General features: G+C 61.4%; 10 protein-coding genes and 1 pseudogene. All 11 read right to left on the minus strand.

Annotation, left to right across the window (positions count from 1 at the left end):
- Positions 1–1,631 (minus strand): annotated as a pseudogene (locus F8N49_RS04285) (SH3 domain-containing protein); the annotation flags it as partial.
- Between the two features lie 51 nt (positions 1,632–1,682).
- The gene (locus tag F8N49_RS04290) at positions 1,683–3,725 is read right to left on the minus strand and encodes a type VI secretion system tip protein VgrG (RefSeq protein WP_151550887.1); all 2,043 of its coding nucleotides are present in this window, start codon (positions 3,723–3,725) and stop codon (positions 1,683–1,685) included.
- 28 nt (positions 3,726–3,753) lie between these two features.
- Entirely contained in the window at positions 3,754–4,755 is a 1,002-nt protein-coding gene (locus F8N49_RS04295) for a serine/threonine-protein kinase (RefSeq protein ID WP_151550888.1), read from the minus strand.
- Positions 4,752–5,480: a PP2C family serine/threonine-protein phosphatase gene (locus tag F8N49_RS04300; RefSeq protein WP_071172094.1), complete on the minus strand. Its 729-nt coding sequence runs from the start codon at positions 5,478–5,480 to the stop codon at positions 4,752–4,754. Before F8N49_RS04300 ends, F8N49_RS04295 begins: the two co-directional genes overlap by 4 nt.
- Positions 5,480–9,019 carry a type VI secretion system membrane subunit TssM gene (tssM, locus tag F8N49_RS04305; protein WP_071172093.1) on the minus strand — a complete coding sequence of 1,180 codons (3,540 nt, stop codon included), beginning with the start codon at positions 9,017–9,019 and terminating at the stop codon, positions 5,480–5,482. Before tssM ends, F8N49_RS04300 begins: the two co-directional genes overlap by 1 nt.
- Positions 9,020–9,033: 14 nt before the next feature.
- Positions 9,034–9,909 (minus strand): type IVB secretion system protein IcmH/DotU, encoded by an 876-nt coding sequence (gene icmH / locus F8N49_RS04310; protein ID WP_016772511.1) that lies wholly within the window; start codon positions 9,907–9,909, stop codon positions 9,034–9,036.
- Positions 9,910–9,914: 5 nt separating this feature from the next.
- Positions 9,915–11,246, minus strand: a complete 1,332-nt coding sequence (gene tssK / locus F8N49_RS04315) for a type VI secretion system baseplate subunit TssK (RefSeq protein ID WP_016772510.1) — start codon at positions 11,244–11,246, stop codon at positions 9,915–9,917.
- Positions 11,247–11,248: 2 nt separating this feature from the next.
- The gene (gene tssJ, locus F8N49_RS04320; protein WP_016772509.1) at positions 11,249–11,749 is read right to left on the minus strand and encodes a type VI secretion system lipoprotein TssJ; all 501 of its coding nucleotides are present in this window, start codon (positions 11,747–11,749) and stop codon (positions 11,249–11,251) included.
- 5 nt (positions 11,750–11,754) lie between these two features.
- Positions 11,755–12,951: a type VI secretion system-associated FHA domain protein TagH gene (gene tagH / locus F8N49_RS04325; protein WP_151550889.1), complete on the minus strand. Its 1,197-nt coding sequence runs from the start codon at positions 12,949–12,951 to the stop codon at positions 11,755–11,757.
- Between the two features lie 18 nt (positions 12,952–12,969).
- On the minus strand, positions 12,970–13,110 hold the full coding sequence (locus tag F8N49_RS04330; RefSeq protein ID WP_003229566.1) for a hypothetical protein: 141 nt from the start codon (positions 13,108–13,110) through the stop codon (positions 12,970–12,972).
- Between the two features lie 297 nt (positions 13,111–13,407).
- On the minus strand, positions 13,408–14,928 hold the full coding sequence (locus F8N49_RS04340) for a sigma-54-dependent Fis family transcriptional regulator (RefSeq protein WP_151550891.1): 1,521 nt from the start codon (positions 14,926–14,928) through the stop codon (positions 13,408–13,410).

Consider the following 14,928-nt stretch of genomic DNA (forward strand, 5'->3'; position numbering starts at 1 on the left):
CCTTCTTCGGCGTTACCGATATTAGGCTGGTAGTTAGCTTGTTCTTCCTCACTAAGGCCTTCCTGTGCATGAAGAAACGCGGCCAAATGATCCACGTTACTTCCAGCCTCATCTATAAAGCTGAAACCCTCCCACTCAAATGGTGAATGGCGTGACAACGCAGTATCCGGCTCTGCAAACCAACCGCTGATTTCATTCCCTTCGGCATCCCCCAGCAACCCGTCCAGACGCCACCAAAGCGTATAGGTAGTGGTTCCACCCATGACAACAGGAACCTTTATCTTTTTTTCCGCGGGTAGCGCTTCCAATACCCCGACAGGGACAAAGAAGTCATATCCAACTTTTTTGTGGGGATCCGTCACCTTCGGAGGATTTGTTGCGCTCATTCCTTGCGTGTGAGTAACCAACACGCTGTCTTTTGGAATTTTTACGAGCGTTTTTCCTGCGGCAGGCATTCCCGCAGCTTTCTCTTTACTCAGTTCGGTAAATGCCTTTACGTCTTCGCAGCTAAACACCTCAACGTGCAATAGATTCTTTGGGGCCGAATCCGAATGGTTTTGATACTTCCCCACATGACCGATCAGACTCCCCGCCGAAATCGGGAATGGAGTTGTCAGGATATGCACAGCGTCCTTTTCGGCAGGCTCACTTTTGGCTTCAAGTTGCCCCTCCCAGACATAACCGAGCACTTCAGCAGGAGCCAACGGTGGAACAGCATTCCCGCTGACAATTTCCAACAGTTTCTGGTATTTGCCACGCGTCCCGTCGCTCCCGATCCTGACTTGCGTGCCGTGGGGCAATATGGCTTTTGCAGCGCCTGACTGGCTCGCAGTAGCACGAACAACGAGACCTTTCTGAGGTGGATTCATCGGGTCTTTTGCAGCGGTACCAATGACGTAAGTGTTCGGTGTCGAACCGGCTGTCATCTCTCTCTTGAATACCCAGCCTGTTCCGGGCTGGAGGTCGGTATTAGCGGGCGTGACGTTGACCACCTTAAGCCAGCCGTTTTCTTCTTCACCCGTCTCGACGACCGTACCGCGGCTCAAAACCGTTAACACGGTTGCGTACCCTGACTTGCCACGCGGTTCCTGACGAACACGCAAACCGAGGATTTCGTCGTCAGCCGACGCTTTGACTTGCAACGTACCCCCACCCCAAAAGGGTGGTCGCGACAATGCTGGAGTTTCTTCGTAGTTCTTCCACTGCAACAAATGCATGTAAAGACTGAAAAAATTCAGGCTTGGACCAGCCGCTGGCGGCGAAGCAGGCGATCCAGCAGGAGCTGGGGGGGCTGGTTGCACCGGCGCTTCCAGTCGGTGTTTAACCAATACAAAACCGGTCGAAAATTCAGCCTCAGCCGTACCATAGGCGGATTTCGGGTACGTGCTGTCAATGCGATAAGCGACTACTTCACCGTCAGCGATGCATTTAACTTCCGCCAAGTCAGGTACCAAACCCGAGGCCTCATCGAAATGAACACCACCATGCCAAAGGCCATTGGCCCCCAACGGATAGAACCCATCTTTGGCATTGGCTAAAGCCTTATAAAACTGCTGCGGATCCGTCGCTCCTGCTGCCCCTACTTTCAAGGGATACGACCATTTTTCTACTTTCTTGGTTGTCTCTGTCATTACCAAATACCTGAATTCTGATCCTTGGTGGCTTGGATTGCCGTCGATGTCTTACCCGGAAAAATTGAGCATGCGTTTCGGTTTGCGTTTGATCTTTTCCTCAGACGCATTCCCCAACGCCTGATCCATCAAACTCCCCGCCTTATCCTTATCCGCCGCCCCCGGCAGCACCGGCGGTTTAATCCCGATCCCCGTGCCGGAACCAGCCGAGCCACCCGCATTGATCTTGATCACCGGCCCAACCACCGTAACCCCACCGCCATCCAGCTTGATAAAGCTCCCACCTCCAAGAATGGTCAGCTCCGTCCCCGCCTCGATAACAATCTTGTCCCCAGCCTTGAGGTGTATCTCTTTCCCCACGCTGGTCAGTTGCGCAGTCCCCAACTTCACATGCTGGTTCTGCCCAATCGTCAGGTGATCATCCAGCTTCGCTTCAACCTTGCGATCGGAGATCGTGGTGCGGTGTTCTTCAGCCTTGAGCTCGGTGTAGGTGTTCTTCACCACCGTGTCATGGCGTTCATTCCCGACCCGAATCTTCTGATCGTGCTCAACGTTTTCATCCCAATCGCGCTGGGCGTGGATGTAGATCTGCTCTGCACCTTTTTTGTCTTCAATGCGCAGTTCGTTGTACCCACCACCACCCGGTGAGCTAAGCGTTTTGAACACGCTGCGAGTCTTGTTCGCCGGCAAGGCGTACGGCACCGGGTTTTCCTTGTGGTACAGGCAGCCGGTGACAAGCGGTTGGTCCGGGTCGCCTTCGAGGAAGGTGACGAGGACTTCCATGCCGATGCGCGGGATGCTGATGGCGCCGTAGCGGTCGCCGGCCCAGGAGCTGGAGACGCGCAGCCAGCAGCTGGTTTTGTCGTCGGCGAGGCCTTCGCGGTCCCAGTGGAACTGGACTTTGATGCGGCCGTATTGGTCGCAGTGGATTTCTTCGCCTTTAGGGCCGGTGACCATGGCGGTCTGGCTGCCGAGCACGCGTGGTTTCGGGTGTTCGAGGGCCGGGCGGTAGAACACGTCCCACGGGGTGGCGAGGAAGGTGTTGCGGTAGCCTTGGTGGAAGTCGTCCTTGTTGTCGGTGGTGTCGCTGGTCACGCCTTCTTCGAGGACTTGCGGTTGTTTGCCTTCGTGGAAGATTTCGGTGAGCAGCCACAGGTCGTTCCACTCGCTGCGCGGGTGATCGGACATTTCCATGAAGTGGCCGCTGACCAGTTTGGTCTGGTCGCCGCGACCTTCGGCCTGGCGGTAGTCGGCGCGATGGCGTTCGAGGGCGCGTTGGCTGAGGAACTTGCCGCGCGCGCGGTCGATGAAGCGGCCGGGGTAGTCGTAGTCTTCGAGATCCGGTTCAGTGCTGTCGCCGTCCGGTTTGTATGCGGCTTCCATTCGCAGGCGCGGTTTTTCGAAGTCGTAGTCACGGCGCGTGGTGCGCGTGGTGCGGGTTTCCAAGCGCAGTTTGAAGGCTTTGATCACCGGCTCGTCGGCGACCATGCCGCTGCCCTGCACATAAGCAGTTGGCTGCCCCAAGTTCTGGAACACGGTCTGGTCGTCGCCGAACACCAGCAGGTGGGCCTTTTCGCTGTGCTGGAAGTGGTAGTGAATGCCCTCTTCTTCGCACAGGCGCTGGACGAAATGCAGGTCGGTTTCGTCGTACTGCACGCAGTAGTCGCGATCCGGGCACGGCTGGCTGAGCTGGAAGCTGTAGGCGTTGCTCTTGATGCCGTGCTCTTCAAGGATCAGCGCGATGATTTTCGGCGCCGACATCTGCTGGTAGATGCGCTGGTTGGTGCGGTGATGCAGGTATTGCAGTTGCGGCACGATCGAGACTTTGTAGCGGGTCAGGCGCTTGCCGGCATCGCCCTGGGCGACGCGGTAGATCTGCCCGTGAATGCCCGAGCCCTGTGGATCGAATGCCAGAAACGCCTGCTTGTGCAGCAGTTGTTCGAGGTCCAGATCGGGGTTTTCGCTGACCAGTTCGAGGTCGAAGCGATACGCCTGGCTGATGCCTTCGGTGCCGGTGAAGGACAGCACTTGCAGGTCGCCGACGTAGTCTTCGACCTTGAGGCTGAAGTGGGTTTCGTTAGCTGAGTTGAACATCGTGTGCTCCCTGTTCGAATGTCATCCGTTACGCCCGAAGTCGCAGACGTTGCAGCCAGGACGAAGTGGCGCCCAAGGCGTCACGCAATTGTTGGGCAGTGATGGTGCGTTCTGCCGGGTTGAAGCTCAGCGCGGTTCGCAGCGCTTGCCAGCCGTGCTGGGGTAGATTCGCTGGGGCGCGCAACTCGCGCTCCAGGTGCTCGTCGCGGGCCTGGGTCGAGGGCAAGCGGCGGAACGGGTGTTTGCCGCCCGCCAGTTCATAGATCACGCAGGACACGCCGTACACGTCCGCGCTGGCCGACAATGGTTGGCCCTCAAGCAGTTCGGGGGCGGCGTAGCCCGGGGTCCAGGCGTTGAAACGCTCGCGGCTCAGGTGCGGCAGACCGGGCAGCACGCCCTCCTCTGCCTGGCCCAAACCGAAGTCAAACAGACGCAAGCCATCTTCGCTGAGCATGACGTTGCTCGGTTTCAGGTCACCGTGCAGCACGCCGCGACCGTGGGCGTAGGCCAGCGTGTCGAGCAGCGGCAGAACGATGTCGCGCAATTCTTTCCACGGCAGGCCGAGGGGCCGCTCGCAGAGCAATTTGTCCAGGGTCAGGCCACGCATGTATTCCATGGTGATGAAGGCCCGCTGGCAGTCGGTGTCGACTTCAAAGGTGTGCGCACGCACGACGTTGTCGTGGCGCAGGCGTCGGGTCAGGGCGAACTCGCTGTAGAGCAAGGCACTGGCGTCCGGCGATTCGGCAAATTCTTCGCTGAGGATTTTCAGCGCGATGTAAGGATCGGGATCGCCGAACTGCTCATGCAGCAGATCCCGCGCCCGGTAAACGGCGCCCATGCCACCGGCCCCGAGCAGACGCTCGAGGTGGTAGCGACCGGCGAGTACATCCGGCAGCGCACCGATGCTGGCCTTGGTCGGCGCCAGCAGCGGTTCGGCCTGGTTGCCCTTGGCGAAGGCGAAGTAGGTCAGGTTGCTGGCCTGCTCTTCGCTGATCAGCAAGTCATCGATGGGCGATTCGAGTTCACTCATTGGCGGATCACCACGGCAGTCAGGTTGTCGCGCGCGGCGCCTCGCAGGGCGCCGTCGAACAAACGTTCCAGCGCCACGTGCGGCGCGCTGAGGCTGAGGGCATTGCCGAGGGCGTCGCTGCTCAGGCCCTGATACAAACCATCGCTGCAGAGCAAAAACACATCGCCCGGATAGACCTCGAGTTCAAGCACATCCAGGGTCAGTGTGTCGGCGGCGCCGACGGCTCGGGTGAGTGCCTGAGCCGCCGGGTGCGCTGCCGCCTGTTCGACGCTCATTTGCTGCTCGTCGATCAGTTGCTGTTGCAGCGAATGGTCCTTGGACAGTTGATACAGCCGCTGCCCGCGCCACATGTAGCAACGGCTGTCGCCGGCCCAGATGCAGGCCGCGCGATTGCCTTCCACCAGCAGCGCGACGACGGTGCTGCCCATGATGCTGTCGTGGCGTCCGGCAGTGACGGTCAACTCCTGCCCCAAACGCCGGTTCAGCCAGTGCAGGCACTGGCGGATGGCTTTGAGGCGTTCGTCGAAGTCCTCGTGTTGCGGCAACTCAGCCAGGCTGGCGACGATCAACTGGCTGGCGATGTCGCCACCCTGATGACCGCCCATGCCGTCCGCGACCACCCACAGCCCCTGCTGCGGCGAGTCGAGGAAGGCATCTTCGTTGCGCGCCCGCACCTTGCCCGGGTCGGTACGCGCCGCGCTGCGCCAGGGACTGGCCACCAGCATCAGAGCTGCACCGGCATACGGAAGGTGCGCAGCACGCCCATGTCGAACGGGTTCGGCGTGCGCTGGCTGGTGAGCAGGTAGTTGGCGCGCAGGCCGCCCACGTCGGCTTTCAGTACCAGCACGTCACGACCGTTCAGGTACTCGGTCTGCATCAGGTCGAACAAACGGAACAGCGACCATGGGCCGGAGTTCTTCTCGATACCGATCGGACGCCCGGCCATCTTGTCCATGACCAGACTGGTGCGACCGTCTTCAGCATCGGTCGGCCACTTGAAGGTCATTGGCAGGATCGGGCCGTGGCGGTATTCCATGGTCTTGTCGCCGAACTTGAATTCGGAACGGCTGACCGCCGGATCGAGGGTGTACGGCTCGAGCTTGAACTGCACGGTCGGCTCGGCCGGGTTGATCGAGAAGAAGCTCTGGCGAATGGTCTGCGCCGCCGCCATCTGATCGAGGTAGACCTTCGATACCGGCAGGCTGTGACCGTCGACGCTGCGCATGCGGTAGTTGCCCGGATCGCCGCTGACGAATGGACGCATGTAGCTGTCGAAGAAGCGGTCGACGGTACCTTGCGCACGGAAGAACTCACGGAAGTCGCTGATCGCCACGTCGCTGGTGCTGCTGGCGCTGAACGGATAGCGCTTGCTGATGGTTTTGCCATACACGCTGTACAGCTCGTTCTGATAACGGCCATTCAGGTATTGATAGGCATCGTTAAGCACCAGACGCCACGAGTCTTCGGCCAGCACGTTGAACCACACGCTCAGTGGACGTGGCAGACGACCGGAGGCATTACGCAGGTTGGTCAGCGCATCACGCTGGCCGCTCATGCGCGTCTTGGCCATCTCGAATGCGGCTTGCTCCGGCGTGCTGGAACGGGCCAGACCGGCCAGTTGCAGTTGCAGGTCGTTGAGCGCGCTGAACGCTGGCGTCAGGTCAGCGCCCGGGCCGTTGTTGTCATCGAGCAGACGATGCAGCGGTTCGAAGCGGCGTTGCAGGGATTTCTTCGCGGTGTCCGGCAGGTTCTTCGCCACATTCAGCGCCGAAGCCTTGTCGGCGGCAGCGGCGGCGAGTTTGCCGACCTTTCCCAGTTTGCCTTTCTGTCCGGCCAGCGCATCGGCAGCTTCGCCGGCTTCATCGACCGGATCAGCAGCGGCTTCGAAGCGGGTGTTTTCACGTACTTCGGTGAGCAATGCGAGGACCGGCGAGTTGGCCGACGTCAGGCCCGCCAGTTGCTCGGCGCCTTCGCCGGCGTCGCTGATCGGTGGCAATGCGACCTGGCCAACGGCTTCGCTCCAGTAGTTGGCGTAGTCGCGGAAGTACAGCTGCTCCAGCTCGACCATCAGGCGACGCAAGTCCATGTCGCTGATGCCCGCGCCTTCGCCCAGCACCCAGTTGTCACGCAGGATATCGGTGACCAGCGCCGCGCCCTGCACCGAGAAATACTGCTGATAACCCTGTTGGGTGTAGAAACCCGGGATCACGTATTCAGTGCCGATGAACAGCGAGCCTTGCGGGCCGAGGTGCTGGCTGAAGCGGTAGTCCGGCAGGTTGCGCGCCTGCTCGCGGAGCATGCGGTAAACCACGTTGGCCAACGATTCGCTGCGCAGAACCTGACGCGCCTGCGTCACCAGTTGATCGTTCAGCGGATAAATGAACGGCTGCTTGAGCAAGCGCTCGAGGTGCGTGTTCAGACCGTTCTGCACCGCGGTGTTGCCGGTGTAGCGCTGCGACCAGTCAGTGGCGACCCAGTCCTTGAGCCACGCCGCATCGCGACGGTCCTTCATGTTCAGCATCAGGTACGCACGCAGGCTGTTGAGCAGGCGATCGCGGTCCTTCATGTTGGCGCGGATCTGCCCTTCGAGCATGGTCGCAACCCGTGGCAGCAACTGCGCTTCAAGCTCACGCTCGTAGGCGGTTTTCACCACCGGGTTGATCTCTTCGCCCTGATACAGGCCGCCACGTTCGTGGTACGACACGTCGCCCTTGCTCGGGAACACCTGGGTCGCGCCGTAGCTGGTGTCGAGCACTTTCAGCACGCCCATGGCGTCATCACGCGGCGTGACGGCCGAGCGTTGCTGGGTCCAGTTCTGCGCCAGCGTGCGCAGATTTTCCAGACGCTCATAGTTGGCCGAGAAACCACCGGCCCAGAGCATGCCGAACAGTGCCAGCGCCGCCAGAGCGCCGACGTACAGCGCACGCTGGCCCCAATGAATGCGGCTGCGCTCGCGCTTGTCCAGACCGGCCAGATCGGCCTCGGGGAAAATCACTTGGCTGAGCAAGTGGTGGATGAATCGCGAACGACCGCTGCGCAGAGTCGGCAGCACGCCGGCGTTCATGCCCAAGCTGGCGCCGATGCCGGCGGTGGTCGAATCCATTTCCTGGGTCAGGTGCGGCGCGCTGGTCAGGTAGAAGCCGCGCAGTTGCGTCGCGCGCTGATAACGGTTGCCGGTGAACGCCATGTCGACGAACAGGCACAGACGCTCCCCGATCTGCCCCAACTGATGCGGGAAATCGAGGATGCGCCCACGGCGCTGAGTGTCGCGCTCGGAGTGCATGCGCATGATCACTTGGCTGTTCAAGCGGCGCAGCAGCTCTTCGAACTCGTTGCGCAGCACAGCGACGTCGGTGCCGACCTGATCCTTGCGGAAACTGGTGCCGAGCACCTGATCGCTTTCTTCGCGGGTCAGTTGATCGAAGAACTCGTCGAAGCCGAGCAGCTTGTCAGCCTTGCTCAGGACCAGATACACCGGCACATCGACGTGCAGTTTCTGATGCACATCCTGCAGACGGCTGCGCACCTGGCGTGCGAGGGTCTCGATGTCCTGCTCGCTGCCGCCGGTGAGGGTTTCCACCGGAATGGTCACCAGCACGCCGTTCAACGGACGGCCGCGACGACGCTTGCGCAGCAGTTCCAGCAGGGTTGTCCAGGCGTTGCCGTCAACTTCGGCGTCCGGTTGAGTGGTGTAGCGCCCGGCGGTGTCGATCAGGACACCGTGATCGGCGAAATACCAGTCGCAATGACGGGTGCCGAGGGTGTCGCGGGTCAGCTTGCGGTCGATCTTGTTGATCGGAAATTCCAGACCGGAAAAGTCCAGCAGGCTGGTCTTACCCGAGGCCTGCGGACCGATCAGCAGGTACCACGGCAAGTCACTGCGCCAGCGCTCGCTGCGACCGCGATACAGGCTCGACGTCTTCAGGGTTTTCAGCGCGTCCTTGAACCGCGCCTTCAACTCTTTCTGTTCTTCGTCGATCAGCTCTTCGCGGCGGATACGGTCCTGGCCGTCCTCGCTTTCTTCCTCGGCTTTCTTGCGGATACCGGCGCGCCAGCTGACGAAGACCATGGTCAGGCCCCAGATCAGGAACAGCACGCTGATGGTCAGCAAGCGCGAGGTCGCGCTTTCCCAGAACTTGTAATCATCGACCGCCAACAACGGGCCGACGAACCACACCAGCAGCGCCACGAACAGCACCAGCAGCAGAGTCCAGACCCAGGTCTGGCGCAGGAAGGCGCCGACTTTCTTGAAAAACTTTTTCATCACACGTCCCTGTTTTACGGCTGCGCCTGCGGTTGCACCGCGGCTGGATCAAGCGGCTGATAAGGATGCAGAACGGTGTCGCGTTGTTCGCTCAGGACCCAGGCGAAGCCCGAATACATCACCACCAGGCAGACCAGAGTAAAGAGCACCACCATCCACGCCGGCACGATGCGCACCAGGTTGCGGCGCTGATCGTTGAGGCCTTCCCAGTGCGGCGACAATTCGCGCGGCACGTCGCCACGCAACTGACGGATCTGCCGGTACAAGGCGTCGCGGATGCCTTCAAGCTCAAGCATGCCGCGCGCCTGGACGCGGTACTTGCCCTCGAAACCGAGGGACAGGCACAGGTACATCAGTTCGAGCATCGGCAGGTGCTTGACCGGGTTTTTCGACAGCCGATCGAGCAGCTGGAAAAACTTCTCGCCGCCGAAGGTTTCGTTGTGGAAGCTGCTCAGCAGGCTCATCTGCGACCACTCGCTTTCGTTGCCCCACGGCGTGGTCACGACGGCTTCGTCGACCACGGTGCAGAGCACGTAACGCGCGGCCATTACCTGGCTGCTTTCCGCGCCGTTGTGCAGGGCGCGCACTTCGAACAACTTCAGCCCGGCGGTCAGCCGCTCATTGAGCGCGTACAGGTCTTCACGGGTTTCGCTGTGCTTGAGGCGCACCACTTCCGAGAGCAGGTCGGACGAAGCGGCGACCAGCGAGTTGAGGCTGATATTGAACGCCTCCGCCGGACGCAGGCGCGCGGCGTAGATCATGCGTTCTTCCAGTTGCTCGAAACGCGGCGGCGCGGCGAAGTCGGTCAGCGGACTCGATGCCGGTCCGTGGCCCTGACGGTCGAGCAGGACGGTTTTGTCGTCCTGGTTGTAATCCGTTTCCTTGATCATGTCGGTCAGTTCCTGATGGCCCAGAATTTCAGTTCAAGCTCGGCGAATTCGCCGGACACGTGGAACGCGAAACCGCCGGAGCGCTCGAGTTGTGCCAGGTCTTCGGAACTGAGTTCGAGGATGAAATAGGTTTTGTTCGAGTGGAACGCGATCTGCCGTGGGGCCACCGGCAACGGTTTGACCTTGATCCCCGGCAAGTGCAGGTTGACCAGTTGGCGGATGCGCTCCACCGGGCCGACCTTGAGGTGCTGCGGCAAACGCTGACGCAGTTCTTCGGAGTCGCAGTTGGCACTGGCTGCCAGCACGAACGAGGCCGAGCCGAGCAGTTTGTGATCGTGCAACGGCGAGACGATGATGCCGTACTGACGCGCCTGCAGGATCAGCTCGATGGCGTGCTGTTCGAGCACCATCGACAGCACCTGACGGATCGCTTCCATCAGTTTGCGGAAGCTCGCGCCCTGATCGGCGTGGGAGTAACGGCTGTCCAGACGCGGGCGTTTGCTCTCGCCGGAGAAGGTCGCCAGATCGCCGAGCATGGTCAGCAGCGTGCGATACAACTCTTCCGGATGCACCTGCTCAAGACCCAGGTAATGGCGCAGCAGCAGTTCGGTGCGGTTGATCAGTTGCAACATCATGAAGTCGCCGACTTCAGCGCCGCCGACCTTGCCGTTGGAGCGAATCCGCTCGGCGATGGTGTCGCCACGGTGGCTGAGCATGCTGATGACTTCTTTCAGACACGACAGCAGGTAGCTGGAGGCGTGGGCCTGAATGTAGGTCGGGACGAAATCCGGGTCGAGGCTGATCACGCCGTCGGGCGTGGTATCGAGCACGTCGCAGATTTTCAGCTTCACGTAGGCCTGATCGCTCTGCTGCTCGCCGAGCAACAGTTTGAAGTCCGGGCGACCGCAGCTGACCTGACTGGCGGAATCGTCGCCGGCGTTGGAGTCGGCGACTTCGGCGTCATAGGCGGTGTAGCGCGCGAGCACGTCGGATTGCTCCGGGCGCCGGGCCTCGATGTGGTTGCCGGTGACCAGCGGCAGCGCCAGATAGATCGGCGTGTTGCCGGTGTTCGGCGGCACGTCCAGCGCCAGCGGCTCGGTGTTGCCACCGAGTTCGAACAGACTGCCGTCCGGCAGAATCCCCGAGGCTTCACTGATCACCAGTTTGCCCATGTTGAGGAACTGCAAGTCGATCTCCAGATTGAGAAAACCCCAGGTGTAGCCACCGAGCAATTGCGTGCGGGTTTTCATCTGGTGATCGTAATAGCGATCGTTGTGCTGGAAGTGCTGCGGTCGCAGCAGCATGCCTTCCTGCCAAATGACTTTATGGGTGTTCATGATCAGTCATCCGCCTTGGCGAGCACTTGTTGGGTGTTGCGGATACCGGCCTGATCGAGGGTCAGATCAGCCTCGGTGAGTTCCAGCGGAGTGATCTGCACGGTGTGGCGCCACTGGGTATCCGGCAGGTCGCGATAAGCAGCGAGGATGCCCACGTAACGGCTGCCCTCCTCCACGCTGAGTTTCAGTTCCACGGTTTCACCCGGGCGCAGTTCGAGTTCTTCGCTGGCCACCAGGTCCGGGTTGAGGGATTCCTTGGCGCGCTCGTAGAGGCTGAAGAAATCAGCGTTCTCGAACGTCACCGGGTGCTTGAGTTCGAACAGGCGCACGACGATCGGCGACGGCCGCCCGTTGAGGTCCGGATTGAGCTGATCGCTGCCGGTCAGCTTGAGGTTGATCTTGGTCACTTTCGAGTACGGCGACAGCGACGAGCAACCGGCAAGCAGCACCAGCACGGTGAGCGCAGTCAGCGTCTTGAAAAAAGCGGTCGAGCGGCGAGACATGCGCATCATCCTTGGTGGTCGGTGTGGAGGGTGGAGATCAGGCGGATCTGTTCTTCGTAAGCCTGGGCAAAGTCGCGGGCCAGCAGACGCTCGCTCCAGTCATCGTCCTGCCGCAGTGCCTGGTGGTAGCGGCCGAATGCTCTCCAGCGCCCGCCCGATGTTGCAATCAATGGCTTGCTGTCGCGCTCGAAACGCAGGGTCAGCTGCTCTGGCGAGAAGTGCTCCAGCGTGCCACGTACGGCGGCGCGACTGGCGGTCAGCAAAGCCACCTGGTGCGCCTGCAAATCACGGAATGCACGGGAGATCGCCTGCTCGGCCGGCAGGTGGCCGGGCTTGCTTGGCTGCAACAGAATTTGCAGTGCTTCGCTCGGATCGACGGCGAATTTCAGCGGGTTCTTGTTGGTGCCTTGCACGGTGGTCTGGGCCAAACGCAATTCGTTTTTCAGCTCGGAGCGGGTGCGCAGGCTTTGCTGCAAACCTCCGATGCTCTGGCGCAGCAGGCGCGCAGCGTTGAGCGCCAGCGCTTCGCGTTCGTCGTGGCTGAGGCCTTTGACGTCGACGCCGAGCGCCGCGCCGAAGTGCTCCCAGAAACCTTCGCTCTGACGCTCGACAGCTTTCGGCGCAGGCGCCGGCTCAGGTTCGACCGGGGCGGCAATCAGCTCCGGGACCATCAGGCTTTCCATGTCGATGCGCGCGTAGTCGGCACGTTGACGGGAGTCTTCCGGCTTGACGGTAGGCGACAGCAGTTCGTCGATTTCCGAGTACACGCGCTCTTGCTGTTCGAGGGCGTTGAGCGGGTCGAGGTCGAGGAACGCGTCGTCCGGAATGATGCTGCCAGCGGCACGCGGGCGGCCGACTTCGCCGTCGAACGTGGCCGGGTCGCGAACCAGCCGCGCACGGATCTCGAAGTCGCCGAGAATGTAGGTGCTGCCGTGCTCGATACGCACCGGCTCGCCCTTGTGCAGGCGCGCGCCGCTGCTGCCGTCCTGGACACCGTTGCTGCTGGTATCGGTAAGGAAGAACGAGCCCTCGCGGTAGCTGACAATCGCGTGGTGATTGGACAGGTGCCGCTTGCGGTCAGGGATGATCCAGTCGCAGTCCTCGCCGCGCCCGATCACGCCACCGGCCTGTTTGAAGGTCCGCTGGCACAGCTCGGTGGGCACGAACTGCTTGGTGTTCAGCATTTCGAAAACCAATTCCATGTTTGATGCTCCTTGCGGTCACTTGCCGCGATTGACCGCTTGCGGATCACCCAACGGGCGATAGTCGTTGTCGTTGAATTTGTAATTGCCGCTACAGCCGCCAAGGCCGCATAGAACGACGAGGGTCAGCAGGACAGCGTGCCAGTGACGAACAGACATCAGAGGGTCTCCAGGTGTAGACAAAGCACAAAGCGCCGACCCTTGCGGGCGGCGCTGAAATAAGTTTTTGAGGCGGGCTCTAAGGCTCTAGATCGGGACCTTGAGCCATAGCCTGGAGGTACGGCGACCTCCCGTGGCGAGGGGACTTGTCCCCGTTGGGGTGCGCAGCGCCCCCATAACCTGCCAGCGCGATTTCTCAGTGAAACCGTATATGCCGGACTGCGACTGCTGCGCAGCCGGACGGGGATAAATCCCCTCGCCACAGGGTATGTGTTGGGTTCGAAGAAGTGCTGTAGCTCAACCATCAAAGTCACCCAAATTGATATTCAGGCGCCCGAGGCGGTACAGCAGCGTGCGCCGTGGCAGGCCCAGTTCGCGGGCGGCGAGGGTCTGGTTGCCGTCGTTCTTGCGCAGGCAATCGAGCAGCAATGTGCGCTCGACCTGCTCCAGGCGTTCGCGCAGATTCAGGCCGCTGTTGTCCTCGGGCATCGCTTCCAGGCGCAGGGAAAAATGCTCGGCGAGCAACTCGCCGCCCTCGCAGAGCAACACCGCGCGCTCGACCAGTGCCTTGAGTTCGCGAACGTTGCCGGGGAAGGTGTAACCGCACAGATGCTCCAGCGCCGAGTCCGACCAGCGCACCGGGTCACGCTGCAAAAACGTGCAGGTCTTCTCGGCGAAATGCCGGGCCAGATCGAGGATGTCGCCTTCGCGCTGACGCAGGGCCGGCAGCTCGATCGGGAACTGCGCGAGGCGGTAGTACAAGTCCTCGCGGAACTTGCCTTCGCTGACCAGCGTCGCCAGATCACGGTGCGTCGCGGCGATGATGCGCACGTCGATCTTGTGCGTGTCGTTGGAACCCAGCGGACGAATCTCGCCTTCCTGCAACACGCGCAGAATCTTCGCTTGCAGCGACAACGGCATGTCGCCGATTTCATCGAGCAGCAATGTGCCGCCATTGGCCGCGTCGAACAGCCCGGCACGATCGCGATCGGCGCCGGTGAAGGCGCCTTTGCGATAGCCGAACAGTTCGCTTTCCAGCAGGTTTTCCGGGAACGCCGCGCAGTTCTGCACGATAAAGGCCTGGGAGCGACGCGGGCCGCAATCGTGGATCGCCCGCGCCACCACCTCCTTGCCGGTGCCGGTCTCGCCACGCAACAGCACGGTGTACGGGCTGTGGAGGATCTTGCTGATCAGCGAATAGGTCTGGCGCATCGCCGCGCTTTTGCCGATCAGGCCGTAGCCGCTGATGCTCGGCACGCTGCGAGTGGCGGTGGCCGATTCGGCTGCTGGCTGACGCAGGCGTTGCAGCAGATGCAGTTGGCCGAGCACGAACGAGCCGAGCTGGCCAAGGGAGTCGGCGAAACCCTGCAAGTCAGTGCGACGACGACTGGCACACAGCAACAAGCCCTCAACCGACTTGTGCTGATTGACCAGCGGCACGCACAACAGCGACTGCCACGGCGTGCTCGTCGCCGGCAGAAAACTGGTTTCGTGCAGGCTGCCGGTCAGGTCGTCGAGGCACACCACGCGGTTCTGGCACAGGGCGAATTGAAGCAGTTGTTCACCGTTGTAATCCGCCGGCAGGCTCGCCGCCTGACGCGGTTGCAGCGCGCCGTCGAGGCACTCGGCATTCATCCCCAGGCAGGTGTGGGTGGCGTCGAGCAGGTACAGCTGCGTCAGTTCGCAGCCACTCAGCTCGGCCAGGCCACGGACGAACTCACTCAGCAGCGCAGCACTGTCCGCCGCCCGCGACAGACTGGCGAACTGCGCCAGCAACGCTTCGGCGTAGACCAGTGGCTGCGGCACCTGAGTGAACAT

The sequence above is a fragment of the Pseudomonas sp. GXM4 genome (genome assembly GCF_008923895.1).
Taxonomy (GTDB): domain Bacteria; phylum Pseudomonadota; class Gammaproteobacteria; order Pseudomonadales; family Pseudomonadaceae; genus Aquipseudomonas; species Aquipseudomonas atacamensis.